This is a genomic window from Paenibacillus guangzhouensis (genome assembly GCF_009363075.1).
Classification (GTDB): domain Bacteria; phylum Bacillota; class Bacilli; order Paenibacillales; family Paenibacillaceae; genus Paenibacillus_K; species Paenibacillus_K guangzhouensis.
The window spans coordinates 903,806-921,766 of sequence record NZ_CP045293.1 but is presented as its reverse complement, the minus strand read 5'-3'; the positions used below and the strand labels follow the sequence as shown (position 1 = coordinate 921,766).

The 17,961-nt window shown below is 47.7% G+C and carries 17 protein-coding genes; 4 read left to right on the top strand and 13 right to left on the bottom strand.

Going from position 1 to position 17,961, the window contains the following annotated elements; genetic code table 11:
* Nucleotides 1-6 precede the first annotated feature (6 nt).
* A complete protein-coding gene (locus GCU39_RS03910; RefSeq protein ID WP_152392308.1) occupies nucleotides 7-2,805 on the bottom strand; it encodes a calcium-translocating P-type ATPase, SERCA-type in 2,799 nt (932 codons plus the stop codon).
* A gap of 220 nt (nucleotides 2,806-3,025) precedes the next feature.
* On the opposite strand from GCU39_RS03910, the gene GCU39_RS03905 reads away from it, so the two are divergent.
* On the top strand, nucleotides 3,026-4,804 hold the full coding sequence (locus tag GCU39_RS03905; protein WP_152392307.1) for an Rqc2 family fibronectin-binding protein: 1,779 nt from the start codon (nucleotides 3,026-3,028) through the stop codon (nucleotides 4,802-4,804).
* 99 nt (nucleotides 4,805-4,903) lie between these two features.
* Here GCU39_RS03905 and GCU39_RS03900 read toward each other — a convergent pair whose 3' ends face one another.
* The 9 genes from GCU39_RS03900 to GCU39_RS03860 form a co-directional block, all read right to left on the bottom strand.
* On the bottom strand, nucleotides 4,904-5,344 hold the full coding sequence (locus GCU39_RS03900) for a DUF2500 domain-containing protein (RefSeq protein WP_152392306.1): 441 nt from the start codon (nucleotides 5,342-5,344) through the stop codon (nucleotides 4,904-4,906).
* 54 nt (nucleotides 5,345-5,398) lie between these two features.
* Nucleotides 5,399-6,253, bottom strand: coding sequence for a PHP domain-containing protein (locus GCU39_RS03895; RefSeq protein WP_152392305.1), 855 nt, complete (start codon nucleotides 6,251-6,253; stop codon nucleotides 5,399-5,401).
* A 65-nt stretch (nucleotides 6,254-6,318) separates the two neighbouring features.
* A complete protein-coding gene (locus GCU39_RS03890; protein ID WP_152397076.1) occupies nucleotides 6,319-7,224 on the bottom strand; it encodes a selenium metabolism-associated LysR family transcriptional regulator in 906 nt (301 codons plus the stop codon).
* A gap of 126 nt (nucleotides 7,225-7,350) precedes the next feature.
* On the bottom strand, nucleotides 7,351-7,788 hold the full coding sequence (locus GCU39_RS03885) for a hypothetical protein (RefSeq protein ID WP_018756556.1): 438 nt from the start codon (nucleotides 7,786-7,788) through the stop codon (nucleotides 7,351-7,353).
* A gap of 111 nt (nucleotides 7,789-7,899) precedes the next feature.
* Nucleotides 7,900-8,163 carry a YlbG family protein gene (locus GCU39_RS03880; protein WP_152392304.1) on the bottom strand — a complete coding sequence of 88 codons (264 nt, stop codon included), beginning with the start codon at nucleotides 8,161-8,163 and terminating at the stop codon, nucleotides 7,900-7,902.
* 24 nt (nucleotides 8,164-8,187) lie between these two features.
* Nucleotides 8,188-8,631 (bottom strand): YlbF/YmcA family competence regulator, encoded by a 444-nt coding sequence (locus GCU39_RS03875; protein ID WP_152392303.1) that lies wholly within the window; start codon nucleotides 8,629-8,631, stop codon nucleotides 8,188-8,190.
* A 76-nt stretch (nucleotides 8,632-8,707) separates the two neighbouring features.
* The gene (locus GCU39_RS03870; RefSeq protein WP_152392302.1) at nucleotides 8,708-10,705 is read right to left on the bottom strand and encodes a helicase-associated domain-containing protein; all 1,998 of its coding nucleotides are present in this window, start codon (nucleotides 10,703-10,705) and stop codon (nucleotides 8,708-8,710) included.
* A complete protein-coding gene (locus GCU39_RS03865) occupies nucleotides 10,702-12,402 on the bottom strand; it encodes a DNA repair helicase XPB (RefSeq protein WP_152392301.1) in 1,701 nt (566 codons plus the stop codon). Before GCU39_RS03865 ends, GCU39_RS03870 begins: the two co-directional genes overlap by 4 nt.
* 108 nt (nucleotides 12,403-12,510) lie before the next feature.
* Nucleotides 12,511-13,692, bottom strand: a complete 1,182-nt coding sequence (locus GCU39_RS03860) for an amidohydrolase (protein ID WP_152392300.1) — start codon at nucleotides 13,690-13,692, stop codon at nucleotides 12,511-12,513.
* A gap of 230 nt (nucleotides 13,693-13,922) precedes the next feature.
* Here GCU39_RS03860 and GCU39_RS03855 point away from each other — a divergent pair, with 230 nt between their 5' ends.
* Nucleotides 13,923-14,270 (top strand): YugN family protein, encoded by a 348-nt coding sequence (locus tag GCU39_RS03855; RefSeq protein WP_152392299.1) that lies wholly within the window; start codon nucleotides 13,923-13,925, stop codon nucleotides 14,268-14,270.
* Between the two features lie 12 nt (nucleotides 14,271-14,282).
* On the top strand, nucleotides 14,283-15,479 hold the full coding sequence (gene ftsW, locus GCU39_RS03850) for a putative lipid II flippase FtsW (protein ID WP_152392298.1): 1,197 nt from the start codon (nucleotides 14,283-14,285) through the stop codon (nucleotides 15,477-15,479).
* Between the two features lie 104 nt (nucleotides 15,480-15,583).
* Here the strand turns inward: ftsW and GCU39_RS03845 are convergent, their stop codons facing one another.
* On the bottom strand, nucleotides 15,584-15,973 hold the full coding sequence (locus GCU39_RS03845; RefSeq protein ID WP_152392297.1) for an Asp23/Gls24 family envelope stress response protein: 390 nt from the start codon (nucleotides 15,971-15,973) through the stop codon (nucleotides 15,584-15,586).
* 143 nt (nucleotides 15,974-16,116) lie between these two features.
* Between GCU39_RS03845 and cax the strand changes: the two genes are divergently transcribed.
* On the top strand, nucleotides 16,117-17,178 hold the full coding sequence (gene cax / locus GCU39_RS03840) for a calcium/proton exchanger (RefSeq protein WP_152392296.1): 1,062 nt from the start codon (nucleotides 16,117-16,119) through the stop codon (nucleotides 17,176-17,178).
* A gap of 61 nt (nucleotides 17,179-17,239) precedes the next feature.
* Here the strand turns inward: cax and GCU39_RS03835 are convergent, their stop codons facing one another.
* Both GCU39_RS03835 and GCU39_RS03830 read right to left on the bottom strand, forming a co-directional pair.
* A complete protein-coding gene (locus GCU39_RS03835; RefSeq protein ID WP_152392295.1) occupies nucleotides 17,240-17,527 on the bottom strand; it encodes an Fpa/YlaN family protein in 288 nt (95 codons plus the stop codon).
* A 138-nt stretch (nucleotides 17,528-17,665) separates the two neighbouring features.
* Complete coding sequence (locus GCU39_RS03830) at nucleotides 17,666-17,902, bottom strand: HPr family phosphocarrier protein (RefSeq protein ID WP_152392294.1); 237 nt, start codon at nucleotides 17,900-17,902, stop codon at nucleotides 17,666-17,668.
* Nucleotides 17,903-17,961 lie beyond the last annotated feature (59 nt).

Here is a 17,961-nt window from a genome sequence, read left to right as displayed (position 1 = left end):
TTCACTTTATGCACGAATGTTTGTACTTTTTATAATCGGTTTCCGATGCTGTGTCGGCGTTGTCTTCCGCGGCTTACCACCCGTTAACACACTGCCAATCCCCATCACGAATGTTGGCACGCCAGCGGCGACGAGTGTAATGGCCCAATCTCTCAAATCAAGCGGCACCGTCTTAAAGACAGGCTGCAGCGGTTCGATATAGAGCACGGCGAGCAGGAGTACGATTGATGATAAGACAGCCAATACCAAATAGCGATTCTGCAAAATATTGCGGTGGAAAATCGAGCGTGAGCTGCGGCAATCAAAAACATGGATAAGCTGCGCCATAACGAGCGTCGCAAAAGCTACGGATTGGGCTTTGACAAGCTGTTCACTGCTGCTCGGATCCACCCGCAAGGTCAGCCAGAACGCAAGTAGTGTGAACACACCAATCAAGATCCCGCGGCTAATAATTTTCCAACCTAATCTTCTTGCAAAAATATTTTCCTTCGCGCCGCGCGGTTTCTGTTCCATCAGATCCTTCTCCGCCTGATCCACGCCAAGCGCCATCGCCGGCAGTCCATCCGTCACAAGGTTGACCCAGAGAATCTGAATCGGCACCAGCGGCAATGGAAAGCCTAGCATCATCGCAATGAACATCGTTAGAATCTCGCCGACATTCGATGCCAGCAAGTAACGGATGAACTTGCGAATATTCTCGTAGATGCCACGTCCCTCTTCAATCGCAGCGACAATCGTCGAGAAGTTGTCATCGCTAAGAATGAGCGCGGAAGCTTCCTTCGAGACGTCCGTACCGGTAATTCCCATCGCAATGCCAATATCGGCCGCTTTGATCGCTGGCGCATCGTTCACGCCGTCGCCGGTCATCGCGACGACATGCCCTTTCCGCTGCAGAGACTTCACGATGCGAAGCTTATGTTCAGGCGACACCCTAGCGTAGACATAGATATCGTCCACTTGCTGATCAAGCTCATCGTCCGACAATTTCGCAAGCTGCTGTCCTGTCAGAAGGGATCCACCGCGCTGAATAATGCCCAATTGATTCGCAATCGCTTCTGCCGTCGTCTGATGGTCCCCCGTAATCATAACGGTCTTAATGCCTGCTCGGCGGCATTTGGCGATCGCATCCCGCACCTCCTTCCGCGGCGGATCAATCATCCCCGTTAGTCCTACGAAGATCAAGTTAGACTCGGCATCTTGCTCGTTCGCCACATTCTCGTAAGACTTCACATCACGGTAAGCCATGCCGAGTACGCGCAGCGCAGACTTCGCCATACCTTCATTCGCTGCGAGCACCTTCTGCCGTAGCGTCCCGGTGAAAGGCACAACTTTCCCATCCCATAATATATACGCACATTGTTCGAGCAGCATATCCGGAGCGCCTTTCGCGTAAATCAATTGTCCGCCTTGATGCTTCAACTGTACGGACATCCGTTTCCGTTCCGAATCAAATGGGAACTCGCTGACCCGCTCATACAACGCGTTCAAGGATTGCTGCGTTACGCCCGCTTTCGAAGCAAGGACAACCAGGGCGCCTTCCGTCGGATCACCTTTGATTTCCCACGTTGATATGGACTCATCCTTCACTTTTTTCTTCGACTTCTCCGAACGGTAGGCTTCTGTTAGAGATGCATTATTACACAGCGCTGCAATCTGCATGAAACGGCGCAGCGCCTGATCTGTTTTGAGATCTACAGCCTTATTGTCTTCAAGAATATGACCAATCGGTTCATACCCTTCCCCGGATACCTGCAGCAAGCGCCCTCCGAGCCATAGATGCGTAACCGTCATTTTATTCTGGGTAAGCGTTCCCGTCTTATCGGAACAAATAACCGAAGCACAGCCCAAGGTCTCTACTGACGGGAGCTTACGGACAATGGCTTTACGCTTAATCATACGTTGTACGCCGAGTGCTAGAGCGATCGTAACAATCGCAGGCAGTCCTTCTGGAATCGCAGCTACCGCTAAGCTTACCCCTGCAAGGAACATACCATAGGCAGGCTGACCATGCATAATACCCGCAATCACGACCATCACCGTTAAACCCAAGGCAACGATAATCAATATTTTACCAAGCTGCTCAAGACGATGCTGAAGCGGTGTCTCCATACTCTCGGTCTGTTGAATCAAATCTGCGATTTTGCCCATCTCGGTATTCATACCCGTGCGTACGACAATACCTCTGCCTGTCCCTCTAGTAACCATCGTCCCCATGAAACCGAAGTTTCGCTGGTCCCCAAGCGGTATGCTCGCTTCTTCAATCGGACAATCATGCTTATTTACCGGAACAGACTCCCCGGTTAATGCAGACTCCTCCACGTAGCAGCTATTCGTCTCCATCCACCTGATATCCGCTGGGATCCGGTCTCCGCTCTCGAGCAAGACGACATCACCTGGCACCAGTTGATCAGCCGGGATCTGAATGACTTCGTTATCGCGAAGCACATGTGCTGACGGTGCTGACAGCTTCTTAAGCGCTCGCAGTGAACGCTCGGCACGAAATTCTTGCACGAATCCAAGAACCCCATTAATCACAATAATCGCCACAATGGTGATTGCATCCAAATACTCGCCTAGCAAGCCTGAAATCAATGTCGCTCCCATCAGTACGAGCACCATGAAATCTTTGAATTGGTTCAGGAAGAGCGCAATCGGCGAGACTTTCTCCCCTTCCGACAGCTCATTCGGCCCATGAGTCTCCCGGCGTTTGCTTGCCTCGGCCGAGGACAGCCCACTATGACCATCCACACCTAATGCTTGTTGCAGCTCCTCCGTATTCATCTGGTGCCACATTTTCTGTTCCATGTCCCTTAATTCCCCTTCCGCGCCATAATCCAAGGACTCTCACTGTATGTGTAACAGCTTTTCCAGCCCTTTGAACAACCCTCTTCTGGTGTAAATGTATTCAGACAAGCCAGAAATTATCCCTCTTCTACTTAAGTTTTTCCGCAAAGTATGGCATCATAGAGAGGTACGATTGATCTCCTTGGTGAATGAAACAGGGGAATAGAATGGAGAATGTACTATGGCATTAGACGGTATCGTGACACGCGCCATTGCTTCGGAGTTATCCCGATGCATCGGTGGACGTATTAATAAAATTTATCAACCCACGGAACATGACTTGGTCCTACAAATACGCGCGCAAGGTGAAAATTTCAAACTGCTCTTATCCGCAAATCCTACATACCCGCGCGTGCATTTTAGCGATCAGCAATTCCTTAACCCGCAGGAAGCGCCGATGTTCTGTATGCTGATGCGCAAGCATTGTGAGAGCGGCATCATCGAATCCGTGGAGCAAGTAGCGTTCGAGCGTATTCTCCATATCACAATTCGGCAGCGGAACGAACTCGGCGATGAGTCGACGAAGCGCATTATTATTGAATTGATGGGGCGTCACAGCAACATTATCTTGGTCGATCCAACGACAGGCACGATGCTGGACGGCATTCATCATGTCACGCCAGCCATCAGCAGCTATCGGATTGTCATGCCTGGCTTCGGATATACAGAACCGCCGCAGCAGCATAAGCTGCACCCGCTTGACGTGACAGAAGCGGAGTTCCGAGCGGCGATGACGCCCGATCCAATCGTAGACGAACAAGAAGAAGCTGCTGAACGCCAAGGCGCTCTATCCTACGCATCCCGTCTCGTCGAGCAATTCAGCGGTCTAAGTCCACTGATTAGCCGCGAGATTGAATACCGCGCTTCACAACACGATCGGGATACGGGGCTTGCTTCGCTATGGCAAGCATTCTCATCGATCATGGCCGACGTCCGTGAGAATCAATTCAGCCCCTGCATCGCTGTAGATGCGAAGGGCAAAATGTTCTTCTCCGCCATGCCATTGACTTCCATCAACGATGAGCGTCAAACTTATCCGTCGATCAGTGCGTGTATGGAAGCTTTCTATGGAGACAAGGCCGAACGGGATACAGTCAAGCAGCGCGTTAGCGATCTCATCCGCTTCTTGCAGAACGAGAAGAACAAGAACATCAAGAAAATCGATAAGCTCCATGAGTCCATCGAAGAAGCTCAAGATGCTGACCATTACCGTGTCCAAGGGGAATTGTTATTCGCCTCCATCCACGCGGTGGAGAAAGGGATGAAGGAGATTGAAGTTGTTAATTATTACGACGAGAATCAAGAAAGCATCCGAATTCCGCTTGATCCGCTGCTCAGCCCTTCCGAGAATGCACAGCGATATTTGAAACGGTATAACAAGTTCAAGAACAGCCTTGCCGTCATCGAGGAGCAGCTTACGTTAACGGCTAATGAGATTAAGTACATGGAGCTCTTGCTGCAGCAGCTGGAGCATGCATCCTTGCGCGATATCGATGAGATTCGGGAAGAGCTGACAGAACAAGGGTACCTAAGAGATCGTTCGAAGAAAAAAGGCAAAAAGAAAAAGAACGACAAACCAACCGTCCAATGCTACACCTCCTCAGAAGGAATCGCGATCTACGTCGGCAAGAATAACATTCAGAACGAATATGTGACGAACCGACTCGCAGGGCCTAATGATACGTGGCTGCACACCAAAGATATTCCAGGCTCCCACGTCGTCATTCGCAGCAGCGAGTTCGGCAATCCAACCTTGGAAGAGGCAGCGATGTTAGCAGCCCATTACAGTCAAGCGAAGTCTTCCAGCATGGTACCTGTCGACTATACGTTAATCAGACATGTGCGGAAGCCAAGCGGGGCGAAACCTGGATTCGTGATATACGATCATCAGAAGACACTATTCATCACGCCGGATGAGGACAAACTGAAACAGCTCCCCTATGTCTTGAAAAATAGCTAATTACACATGACACATCAAAGAAGCCTCCACGGACCTTAACATAGGGTCATGGAAGCTTCTTTTTTTCACAGGTGAAAATTCATCCTTACGTATCAAGAATTACGACATACTTCTGCGCTTGCTCGCAGAGGATTCCCGGCCTGAGACATGTCTGGTCAAGCGCTCATATCCCAGATAACGGGTGCCTTGATATTTGAGAGTGCCGTGATCCCCTTCTGCCAAGTGGCCGAACGCGTGACCATCTACTTTGAATTCCATCCGATCGCCGCTCTCGACTTCAAAGGTGATGTAGTAGGTTGTACTGGTCGCATTATGGAAATGACCGTCATTGGTATCATGACGATGACTTACATGGGTACGTTTGCTGACAATTTGAGAGGCTACGTTTAAGATCGGCTGTTTATTGTTGCTGCTCCATTGTGTTACCCCTTTTGCTAGCGAATAGATGATGATGACTGCAACAGCGCCAAAAATGAGTGAGATGAATGTCTCGAACATTCCGAATCCGCTCATCATCGCGTTAAAACCATCAAATCCCATATAAATCCCACCTTTCCATTCTCAAGCATCCAACCTCGTTCTCCTGCGCTTGAATCAGCTTTTTGCTTGCATGAGTGCCGTTAATACGTCAGTAGAAATGCATCGCCCGCCTAATTCTCCATGGAACACGACGCCTTGTCTCGCGCCATGGAAATCAGAACCTGCGGTGATTATTAGTCGATATTTCTCCGCGAGTTGAAGGTAACGTACCTCTTCTGCTTCCCCATGATCCGAATGATAGACCTCCACTCCTGCCACTCTTGCGTCTTGAATGATGTTCTCCACAAGCTCGTCATCGCCGTAGAGACCCGGATGCGCAATGACAGGTGTTCCTCCCGCTTCACGAATCCAATCTGCAGCCGTCGTAGGCGTAATTCTCGGCGGATTCACATAGGCAGCACCGCTTGAGCCTAGATAACGATCGAACGCTTCGGCCATATTGTTCACATACCCTTTAATAACCAAGGTATCTGCGATATGAGGGCGGCCTACTGTCTCATCGGGAGCAAGTTCTCTCCCCAGATTCGCAATGACTTCTTCCATCGTAATCTCAATCCCAAGCTCCTGCAGCTTCGCTATCATCATGTCATTACGGCGATCTCTCGTTGCTCGAAGCTCAGCCAGACGTTCCAGAAGACTTGGATCTTGATAATTAATGTAATAACCCAGAATATGAATGTCTTTGCCTTCAAGCACAGTACTGATCTCCACTCCTGGTACAACAGTTATTCCTATACGTTCCCCTTCGCGTATCGCCTCCTCGATGCCAGCAACGGTATCATGATCTGTAATCGCAACGGCGGTAAGACCTGCTGCCTTGGCTAGTCGAACATTCTCTGCTGGCGGCTGCATCCCGTCGGAAGCGGTTGTATGTGTATGTAAGTCTACGTATCCTTGCTGTGTATTCATCTGTCTGCCATCTCCTTACAAATATTGAACCTCATATAGAACAAAACAAAGCTAGGTCTAACGAACTACTTGTCTAATTGCTGCTCCTGAAGGAATGATAAGAACGTCACCGCCGATATCGGAAGCAAGGCTGATTTTAAATAAATCGAATAGAATTGGCGTTCAAAGGAACAATCTTCGATGTCGACAATCTTCACGAGACCTAACGTCACTTCATGTTTCACCGAAGACGGTGAGATAATCGCAATACCGAGCCCCGCTTCGACGGCGGACTTAATCGCACCCGTACTGCCCAGCTCCATCACGGTGCGAACAGACTGTATATCTATATTCTTACGCACAAATTGCTCTTCCATGACTTGCCTTGTGCCAGATCCTTGCTCTCGCACGATAAAAGGATACTTGAGCACTTCCTTAAGCGAGACTATAGAAGCTTCTGCAAGAGGATGATTCGCGGGCACAATCAGCTTTAATTCATCCTTCATCACCGCTTCAATATGCATATCCGGGTGCTGTACAGGCGCTTCGATCAACCCAAAATTTAATTGGTGATTCGTAATTTCTTCTAAAATTTGTGCGGTATTCATCACTTTCATACTAATGGCGATATTCGGATATTGCTGACCGAATGGTCCCAGCATGCGAGGCAGCACATATTCGCCGATCGTTAAGCTTGCCCCCAACTGAAGTCGACCTTGAAGCATATGCGTGAATTTGGACATGGCTATATCCGTGTCCCGAACCAATTCGATGCTCCTTCGGGCAAATGGCATGAGAGCCCGGCCAGCTTCGGATAGCTCGATGCGTTTAGTTGAACGATTGAATAGTTTCGTACCGAAATACTCTTCCAGCGATTGAACCTGCATGGTTACAGCCGGCTGCGTCATATGTAAGGCTTGCGCGGCAGCAGAGAAGCTACCTTTCTCGGAAACGGTATAAAAGATATGTAGCTGATGAAAATTCAATGCAATCCCCCCTTCCGAGTTCAAATCATAAGTAGACGAATTACCATCATTATACCAGATCATACGCAATAACTTTCCCATTTTTGTACAAAAAAAGCACACCACAGCAGCGGTATGCTTACATTTCTTTTATTACTTTCTTTTGCGACTATTCTTAATTAACGTCATCCGTCGTGAATGACGCAGCCAAGAATAATACGTTTTCAAATCTCGAAGCTCCATGGTCTCCGACATTCGGCCAAGAAAGGTAACAATAATCATCTTATGAAGCGGGTTGCCCGCGATATCAATCTCGTTCTCAAGAATCGGAAATTCTGCGACAACCACAAGATCATCATCAATCAGATAGACGTCTTCTTCATTCCGATAGTACGGCTGAATTCGATTCTGCTTCAGACATTCCCATAAAAACATTGCAATATCATCATAACCGGTCTTCTCATGCTCAACCCGCTCTGCCCAGCGAAATTTGGCATGATTCGTTATGACCACATCGGCCACTTTCTTATCACCCAAGGTGACATAGAAAGGTTCGTATGTGCTGTATCGTTCCATCACCTTATCTCTCATTGGGCATCACTCTCCAGGTTAGATAGGTCTTTCTATCTAAGCATTTATACCCACTATATTACATGAATGCACTATTTTTCTCAAGCCCTATTTACAAGTGCGCCGATGAGACTAGAGGTTATAGAATTTTGCCTTATCCGGACCATTGCTGCTATATTCGGTCTTAATTTCATTCCGGTAAGACCTCTCAATCCTCTTCACAAACGCAAGCCTGCGAATATTCTTGATTGTTTCTTCCGCACGTTCTGAATTAACGTACATCACAACATAATGCATTCGACGTGAAATATAATGAACCGTTCCATACTTCTCTAAATTTCTTGCTGCTTTTACATCGCTAACCCAGATAATGTAGCCAGTGCGTTCCGCAAACATGTTCGCTAACCCCTCTTCTCCCGATCATCCGCCGCAGCCGCAGCTACCGCCACCGCCGCATCCGCCGCCTTTTGGATTTGGATCATTACTTGGCACTTTAATGGTCTCAGAGACAGAATGGGCTATAAGCTTCGAGATATCATAGAGCATATCATCTAAGCGTTGTTCCAATTCCTTAAAGCGTCTTACTTCTTCGATCGCATCCATCTTCGCTTCGACAGCTTTGACAGCGTCTTTCGCTTCATGATAATTCGGATGGAATCGACCAAATCGTTCCGTTTCTTCAAAAAGCTCCTTCTTCTTCTCAAATTCCCGTAGAAGAAGCTTCACTTCCTCGCTCTGCTCAACCTTCTGCTTCCAATATATATATTCAGCCACGTCGGCAGAACCGTTAATCATATCGCCTAATTCATAGGCGTTACACAGCAGAGAGGCCATGTCAATCGTATTGATCTCAGATACGCTCATGAATTTCAACTTCTTTCTATTAAATTTATCGCTCTTCTCTATCATACCATGAAATGATCTGCAATGAACCTTAAATTTAGTTTATTGTTGGTAGAATGAGTTGAATCTGATCCCATGTATCACTAGAGACCTCTTGGACGCCGCGATCTGCTTGTCCAGCGATAAATCCCTTCAGGTGCCATGCGCCTCCGTTCAACCATACTTGGTGCGGTAATATGACAATCGATTCCGTCTTATTCCCCAGCCTGATGTAGGTCTGCCATGCCATTGCACGTTCGATAATCTCTTTCATGGTAGACGTATGATATGCACGCAATTGTTGCAGCCACATCGGAGAGATTCGGGCAATTTCCGGGAAGAGTTCTTCCCTTGAAGGTAGGGAAGTATCCAGATCATAATATTGAACGTTCTGCTGGGTATAAATATACCCTTGATTTAATAATTGAAGTGATTCGTCCTCGCCTTCACCACTCCCCATAACATCACTCGTCACGCGATTAAATCGTGCAAATCCAATCTTCGTCATCGACTCCGTATTCGCAGAGGACTCGATTTGCCTTCTTGGCGTAATCCCGGCTTTATCAAGCGTCGATCGAAGCGCATCCACTTGATCGGATGGAACGATGAAATCAAACGCGCCAATGGGGATAATCTGTGGCAAAAGCTGCGCCATCCCCTGGATACGCTGGGCCATTTCCGCATCTTCGCACCGAAGCAGCACAACTTCTGATAAATAGACTCTGCCATATTGTTGTCGCCAATGCTCTAAGGTGGCTCTGACCGATTCCGGGAGACCAGATAAGGACTTTTGTCCCAGAAAATCAATCAGATCTTGTACTGAACGTCCTTGATCGACAGCTCGCATATAGCTATCTTTGGTTAATCGATACACAGCAACCTGGTCTGAACGAATCAAATCCGCACAGCATTCCAATTCCCATCGCGTAAGGAAAGAGACATCGGGCGGCACAATAATCTCCAGATCAGGCTGTACATAGAACTTCCCGTCCATCAGCGGCTTATACTCATCTTGTAATTCATAATCAGCATAAGGTATTCGCTCCAGCCCTGACGGAAGCGTATATCGAAATAAACGTTCCCCATCGTGTGCGGTACTAAGCTCTGCCCAACCAAAAGCACACAGGACAGCCAGCCAATCTTGGATCAAATCCTCAATTTCTTGCCGAGAGCTGTATTTCTTCGCATCGATACGATGCCGTTCGATCCAGCCGGAGAACGAACTTACCGTGTACCAAGCATCCAGTTCATAGGATGCGCACGCCATCGCAACCATGCATTGTTGGATCCATCTCTCGGGGAAAGGTTGAACGGTGAGCCATAGCTGCCATAGTCGCTGCTGCATCGTAATCTGAGGCTGCGACAGCCATAGGAACAGCTTGTCATGCTCAAGTTCATAAGCTTCTGGCGTTTTGCGCAGCAACCCGAAGCGGAACCCACAGTCGAGCACCAATGCTATGGAAGATGGCAACGTATCTGGATGGGGATATTGCAATTGAAGCGGAACGAGATCACGAACGGTGATCTGGAGTGAAGTCAGCATTTTCTGGATATGATTCTTATGCAATGTCCCTTTAGCCGTGAGTGGAGCGCCGTTCTTCGCAATGGTTGCCAGCATGTAGAATAATTCATATGCGAGCCCTCTTCCAGCTTCATGAGTCATTGTAAGATCCGAAGGATTCACATGAACAGGCTGCAGCTCAAGCGGCAACCGAAGATGCTGCAGCGGCGCATATAAATCTGTCGGAATAAAAAACAATTGATCTCCCCACGCCTTGCGAACCGCATAGATCAACCCATGCCGCCGTAATTCGTGCACGCCTACGCGCAGTGACGCGCCGCTCACCGTCGTTCCTGCAAGCTTCGTAAGCTGCGGCAGTTCGAAGGATTGCGTGCCGACCTGTTTTAAAATAACATCCAGCGTCTCAAGCGCTATCTGAGGGAGCTGCTCCAATAGGAACGATAAAGCAGCATGGCTTCGTGCAGCCTCTAATGCTGGTTGATACGTATGCAGATCCGATTCCGATAATTTGGATGCAATCTCCTGCGTATTCACGTTGCCGCTGCCTCCTTCGCCATACTGGATACATTCTGAATGTCATACAAATATCCTTGCTCCACAAGGAACAATTGTCGTTTAAGCGCGAATTCCTGCTCTTTCGTATCACTCGATACGATCGTATAGAAATACGCGGTATTATCTCCTGCTTTGGGCCTTAGAATACGTCCTAAGCGCTGCGCCTCTTCTTGCCTCGATCCATAACTACCAGACACTTGAATCGCAACAGCAGCATCAGGCAAATCGACTGCAAAGTTCGCAATTTTAGAGACGACGAGCAGCGGAATCTCTCCGCGTTTAAACCCATCATAGAGCTCCTGACGCTTTCCTTGCGGTGTCGTTCCAGTCATCAACGGGGCTTGAAGCTCGGCTGCAATGTCCGCCAGTTGATCCAGGTATTGCCCTATTATTAATGTAGGCTTTCCTTCATGACGCTTAAGCAGCTCATGGATCACATCCATCTTGGCAGGATTCTCCCCAGCGATTCGGAATTTACTCTTGGCATCCGCTCGCCAGTATTGTTCGAGATGCGGTGTATTGAGTGGCACACGTATCTCACAACAATGTACGGTAGCTATCCATCCTTGTTGCTCCAATTCTTTCCACGGCAATTCATATCGTTTCGGGCCAATGAGTGAGAAGACATCCTTCTCACATCCATCTTCACGGACCAAGGTTGCAGTCAGTCCAAGCCTGCGTGTTGCTTGAATATCCGCTGTTGCCCGAAATACCGGTGCTGGAAGCAAATGCACTTCATCATAGACGATAAGCCCCCAATCGCGCTCTTGGAACAATTGCATATGCACAAATGGATCGCCTTTCTGCTTCCGATGGGTCAAAATTTGATAGGTTGCGATTGTCACAGGTTTAACGACTTTCGTTGAACCCGTATACTCGCCAATGTCTTCTTCTTTAAGTGATGTCTTGCTCATAATCTCCGCTTTCCACTGCTGTACGGATGTCACATTCGTCGTCAGAATGAGCGTCTCACATTGAAATTGTTCCATGACAGCCATTCCAACAACCGTCTTCCCGGCACCACAAGGCAATACAACAACGCCGCTGCCTCCATAACCGCCTCCGATTTCACCTTTAAACGCCTGCACGGCCTGTTCCTGATAAGGTCGCAGCGCAAACATGCAGCCTCCTACATCACCCCGATTGAACCCGATAGGCAATGCCTTCCCTTCATGAAAGCCTATGGCATCTAGGACAGGATAGCCAAGACGCGTTAATTCCTGTTTCATTAGTCCTCGGGCATGTCGCTTAAGCTGAACCGTCATCGAATCCAACCGCGCTTCGATGTACGGCTGAAGACTTCGCTCCGCAATAAATTCATCGATAATTGTCTCGTCCGCTGCACACAGCCTTAATTCTTCGTCGTACAACTCCAGCTTTAAGCTGCCGTATCGTCCCATCCAGAGCTTGATTTGCTGTTGTACTTTGGCTGGAACATCCCATTTGGCGAATCGTCTTAATTCTTGGATCACCACATCTGGTGTCATTCCCGTTGATGCAGCGTTCCATAAAGATAATGAAGTCATTCGATATGTATGTATATTTGCAGGGCTTTTGAGCAGCTCTGCAATATGAAATAGCAGTTCCTTCGCTTCCTGAGATGATGGATGCTCCGTCTCCAATAGCACCGTTAAATCTGATTGAACAATACATGGCCGATTGGTCTGATCATGCATCAATTCGAGCCCTCCTTCCGAACAACTAACGAAAAACGGCTTGCAGCGCAAGCCGTATCCTATGCATTATCTCATATTCGTCTACATTTTTTCCAATTGAGCCCTGGTTCATTCATGGATCATCGCGTCCGCAGCAAGATGAATTAATAATTTGGCCGCAGTATACATGGCCTGTTCGTCGAAATCAAAGCGTGGATGATGATGCGGATAATGCATCCCCTTCTCCTCGTTGCCGGCGCCGACCAGAATGAAGCATCCCGGCACACGCTGCAAATAATAAGCAAAATCTTCTGCAGGCATCATTTTAGGCGCTACCATCGTCTGCTCTTCACCGAATATTTGTGTCGCGACGCGTTGATAACGCTCTGTTTCTACTGCATCATTCACAAGCGGCGGATATCCCATCATGTAATTGAGATGCACATTCGCGCCATACATCGCACAGGTCTGCTCGACAATCGTCTCAATCCTACGCCGAATCAAGCTGCGTGTTGCATCATTAAAAGTTCGAGCCGTCCCCATGATCGAGCATCGTTCCGCAATGATATTCTGCATCGTCCCCGCTTGCATCGACCCCACGGTGACCACTGCCGAATCAAGCGGATCCACCGAACGGCTAACGATCGTCTGCAGATTCATAACGAGAGCCGCCCCGACGAGCACACTATCAACCGTCACATGGGGTACGCCGCCATGTCCGCCACGCCCTTCAATCTCAATGAAGAATTCATCTGCTGCTGCCCATAGCGGCCCTGCGACACTCGCCGTCTTCCCTACTGCAATCGGTGTCCAGAGATGAACGCCATATATGACATCGACGCCCTCGAGCACACCCGCTTCAATCATCTGAATCGCGCCGCCTGGACAAGTCTCTTCCGCTGGCTGAAAAATAAACCGCAGCTCACCGCGAATCATGTCCCGATGCTGACTGTAGTAACTTGCAATTCCGAGCAATGTGGATGTATGTCCATCGTGCCCGCAAGCATGCATCACACCGGATACTGTTGAAGCATAGTCACACGTCTTCTCATCTTGAATCGGCAGCGCATCCATATCCGCCCGCAGTGCCACCGTCTTGCCAGGAAGATCTCCGCGGAGCGTGCCGACAACGCCATGCCCGCCGACACCCGTCTTTACCTCAATACCCCATGCGCTGAGTCGTTCAGCTACGAACTGCGCAGTTTTAGCTTCTTTATAAGAAAGTTCAGGGTTCATATGCAAATATCTACGCCACTCTACCATAGATGTAAAGATATTCAATAATACCTCTTCATGAAATCGTATCTCCATGCAAACAACCCTCCCTGATATGTATATAATCAACTATCCCATGGTTTCCTTGTTTATTTCTATCATTTTCCTCAATTCGAGACCGATTGTCTACCTAAATTTCACAAAAAGTTCATAACCATTTTCACCCAACTCTTCGAAGGGAAGGCTTGCGTATCATTAGGAAACATACTATCATGAATATTGAATTAATTTTGGAGGCTTAGTCAACTTAAGGAGGATATTTAACGATGATATTTGAAAATTCAGGCTTAATCGGTCTCAAAAGCGACTTGGCCTATTTAGATGAAACAGCAGAAAAATTAGGTTTTGTTCGTTGGCAGTGGGAATACACACGCGCTACATACGATTTCAAAATGGAAGATAAAAAAAATAACAAAGAATATTACTTACGTATCAATACACGTGCAGTCGAGGGAAAACTAGAGAATCCAGACGCGATTCTTGCCATTGAAGCGGTATATATGGGCATAACAACCTTCCCTCATGGTCTTGATTATGAAACGCCAATTCCAGCGTCGTTCGTCAGTGCGGCCGAACAGAAAATCGAGCAGCTTAAACGTAATCTCGAAGCCTAATCGGACGATCAGATGAAAGATAAACAATCTCAAACAAAACGACGAGGTGCGCCGGATTTTCAGTTATTAATTCTCACGGTTCTGCTTGTTGGCTTCGGACTTGTTATGGTCTTTAGCGCCAGCTCCAGCATTGCAGTCATCAACAAGAACTACCATTACGATTCCTTATTCTTTGTCAAGAAGCAGTTAATGTGGGCAGGTCTTGGGTTCTTCGCAATGATGATTGCCATGAATATACGATATGAGAAATATAAGAAGCTGTTTATTCCGTTCTTCATACTGACCATCATATTACTCGCACTCGTACCTTACGTCGGTGAGAGCCGTAACGGAGCTCGCAGTTGGTTTGGGATCGGTTCCCTCGGGGTACAGCCGACAGAACTTGCTAAGATTACAACGATTCTATATCTCGCGGCGCTCATCTCCAAGAAAGGTGAGACATTCCGCGATTTCAAGAAGGGCTTCTTTCCCGTCATGCTCATTGTCGGGTTTGTCGCCGGATTAATCATGCTTCAGCCGGATTTAGGTTCTTGTCTGATCCTAGTGGCGTGTTCCGGTATCATCATTATTGCAGGCGGAGCGAATTTGAAGCATATCTTCGCCTGTATCGCTGTTCTTGCCGTCGGCGCCAGTATCGTAATGGGGATTAATTTCTTAATTAACGGAGGCTCGAGCGGTGGATATCGTGTAGGACGGCTCACGTCCTTCCTCGACCCCTGGCAAGATCCGCAAGGGACAGGCTTCCACCTGATTAATTCACTCAAGGCATTAGGTCATGGGGGATTAACGGGGGCCGGCTTTGGACAGAGCATTCAGAAGCTGCACTATCTCCCATACCCCTACAATGATTTTATTTTTGCCGTCATTGGTGAGGAATTTGGATTTATCGGAAGTGCGCTGTTCTTGCTCTTCTACCTTTACTTCATTTGGCGGGGATTGATCGTCTCCTTGCGCTGCCCAGATCGCTACGGAACGCTCGTGGGGGTCGGCATCATGGGATTGATCGCCGTTCAGACGTTCATCAACATCGGCGGAGTCTCTCAGACCATCCCGATTACTGGTGTAACGCTGCCCTTTATCAGTTACGGAGGGTCCTCCCTCTTCATGATGCTCGGCAGTATCGGGATATTGCTCAGTATCTCGCGAGAAGCCAATCGGCCTCCAGATACGAGCACAAAAGTTACGAAAAATCGCCGCATCACACTCTAACAACAATAAAGACTCCGAGAGGTCGTATCTCTTCGGAGTCTTTTCAGGTTATGTCGACGTCATTACTATCTGCGTTCGTCATCATATGTGTCTTATGGACTGGATCATTTCAGTTTCTGAGTCTCTTCTTTCAATTGCTGTTCTTCCTCTTGGAAGGTTACCCCTTCCACCTTCACATTCACTTCTACGACATGAAGGCCGGTCATGTTCTCTACCGCTTCGCGCACGTTCTGTTGAAGATCACGGCATACTTGGTGGATCGCTGATCCATACACGACGATCACTCGCAGATCAATTGCTGCTTCCAGCTGACCTACTTCGACGATCACGCCTTTCTGCGCATTTTTCCCCGTTAATCGCTTCGCCCAGCCTTCCGAGATTCCTCCCGACATGGCACTAATGCCTGGCGTCTCGAGTGCTGCAAGCCCCGCAATGGTAGATACGACATCATCAGAAATTCGAATAACACCCGATTGTACTAGTTCTTCTGTCATGGACTTGTCCTCTCCTTTCAATAACCATAATAATCATAGTTTAATGCCTTTGTTGACCGAAAGCAAATTACGGATTCGTAAGGTTTACTTCAGGAATAAATTGGTTTATAGTTAGAGAAAAAAATTATCGAGGTGTGGAACGTTTGAAACAGAAGTTATTTTACGGTGCGTTGATTATCACATTTATATTGAGCGGGCTTGCTCATTATGCCGGGATGAATTCAACCATTCAATTTATTATCTCAGCGGTATCAATTATTTTCGTCGCGGGATTCCTCGGTAAAGCTACAGAGAGCGTTGCACACTATGCAGGACAGCGGCTGGGAGGATTTCTGAACGCGACCTTCGGGAATGCTGCAGAGCTGATCATTGCTATTTTCCTGATCAAAGAAGGCTTGTTCGATATGGTAAAGGCCAGCTTAACCGGGGCCATTATCGGTAACCTGCTGCTCGTCCTTGGACTTAGTCTTTTTGCTGGCGGACTGAAATTTAAAGAGCAGCGATTCAACGTGTCGCTTGCTGGACATAATGGTACCCTTATGTTGATGGCAATCGCAGCCTTGTTCATTCCTGCCATGTTCGCGGGTACGAAGGTGATCACCCATGAAGAGACGAACACCCTCAGCTTAATCGTTGCTGGTGTCCTCATTGTGGCGTATATATTTTGGCTGTACTTCTCCATGGTCACGCATAAGAATGTGCTGTCCGATCAAGAGGAGATGGAGCCAGACCATCATGAAGAGCCTGCTTGGTCTAAATCCACATCTATTCTGTTCCTCGTGATTGCAACCGTCATGGTCGCGTTAGTGAGTGAATGGCTTGTAGGAACGTTACATGAATTTTCAGCTCAATTCGGCTTCACGGAACTCTTCATTGGTGCCTTCGTCATCGCGATCGTCGGCAATGCTGCTGAACATAGTGCCGCTGTCATGATGGCGCTTAAGAACAAGATCGGTACTTCCGTCGAAATCGCTGTCGGCAGCAGCCTTCAAATTGCGTTATTCGTTGCGCCCGTTCTCGTATTTGTCAGCTTCCTATTCGGGAATCCAATGGATTTTGTCTTCACGACGATCGAGCTTGTAGCGATTGGCGTGTCTGTCATCATCGCCAAGTCCATCACACAGGATGGCAAGACCAACTGGTACGAAGGCTTCCTTCTCATGCTCGTCTATATTATCCTGGGTGTCGCCTTCTTCCTCGTCTAATTGAGGCGAGATCGAGAACTTATCCAATATACAAAAAAAAGGTAGCTCTCCATAATGGAAGCTACCCTTTTACATTTAACGCCTCGTATAAGACTGCTAAGTTCCGCTCAAGCTTGCTGAGAATCTCTTTACCTACTGCTTCGTCAATCAGCCCTGCACGAACGGCAAAATCAACCTCACGCGAGAATCCGTACATTTGCGTATCAAGCACTTCCTCATACAGAGGACACTTGCGGGTTGCCAGATTCTCCATCTGAACTTCAATAAGTTTCTCGATTTTATCTGCATCTCCCTGAAGCAGAGACAAAGCTCTTAGATTCAATTGTTCCATGAAATCTGATGAAGACATGTAACTCCCCCCTCTATGCCCGAAAATCAAATACTGCTAATCCTAATATTAAGCGATTATGAGCTATTACACAAGAAAATATAGAAAAAAAGCGCCCTTCATAACGGAAGGCACGCTTTTTTCATGAACATGTCACAATTAGACAACGGTTACTTGCAAACCGTGTTTCTCGAATACTTCTTTCATTGCAGCTCTTGCTTCTTCTTCATCCGGACCATGAACGTGAAGTTCGTAAGCATGACTGTTCACAAGAGTTGTGAAAAGACCGAGAATACTTTTAACGTCGATATACTTGTGCTCTGCTTGAAGTACGATCGAAGAACGGAATTTACTTGCTGTTTGAGAAATCTCTACGATAGCTGTGTTGTTAGACATGGGAACGACCTCCGTCTAGTACGAATTTTTTTACAATTTCATGATACCTTGATCCTCTG

Coding starts and splice junctions, on each gene's coding strand:
- GCU39_RS03860 (WP_152392300.1), bottom strand. CDS start 13,692: ATGGAGATACGATTTCATGAAGAGGTATTATTGAATATCTTTACATCT.
- ftsW (WP_152392298.1), top strand. CDS start 14,283: ATGAAAGATAAACAATCTCAAACAAAACGACGAGGTGCGCCGGATTTT.
- GCU39_RS03845 (WP_152392297.1), bottom strand. CDS start 15,973: ATGACAGAAGAACTAGTACAATCGGGTGTTATTCGAATTTCTGATGAT.
- GCU39_RS03875 (WP_152392303.1), bottom strand. CDS start 8,631: ATGAGCGTATCTGAGATCAATACGATTGACATGGCCTCTCTGCTGTGT.
- GCU39_RS03905 (WP_152392307.1), top strand. CDS start 3,026: ATGGCATTAGACGGTATCGTGACACGCGCCATTGCTTCGGAGTTATCC.
- GCU39_RS03830 (WP_152392294.1), bottom strand. CDS start 17,902: ATGTCTAACAACACAGCTATCGTAGAGATTTCTCAAACAGCAAGTAAA.
- GCU39_RS03900 (WP_152392306.1), bottom strand. CDS start 5,344: ATGGGATTTGATGGTTTTAACGCGATGATGAGCGGATTCGGAATGTTC.
- GCU39_RS03910 (WP_152392308.1), bottom strand. CDS start 2,805: ATGGAACAGAAAATGTGGCACCAGATGAATACGGAGGAGCTGCAACAA.
- GCU39_RS03885 (WP_018756556.1), bottom strand. CDS start 7,788: ATGAGAGATAAGGTGATGGAACGATACAGCACATACGAACCTTTCTAT.
- GCU39_RS03835 (WP_152392295.1), bottom strand. CDS start 17,527: ATGTCTTCATCAGATTTCATGGAACAATTGAATCTAAGAGCTTTGTCT.
- GCU39_RS03865 (WP_152392301.1), bottom strand. CDS start 12,402: ATGCATGATCAGACCAATCGGCCATGTATTGTTCAATCAGATTTAACG.
- GCU39_RS03895 (WP_152392305.1), bottom strand. CDS start 6,253: ATGAATACACAGCAAGGATACGTAGACTTACATACACATACAACCGCT.
- GCU39_RS03855 (WP_152392299.1), top strand. CDS start 13,923: ATGATATTTGAAAATTCAGGCTTAATCGGTCTCAAAAGCGACTTGGCC.
- GCU39_RS03880 (WP_152392304.1), bottom strand. CDS start 8,163: ATGTTTGCGGAACGCACTGGCTACATTATCTGGGTTAGCGATGTAAAA.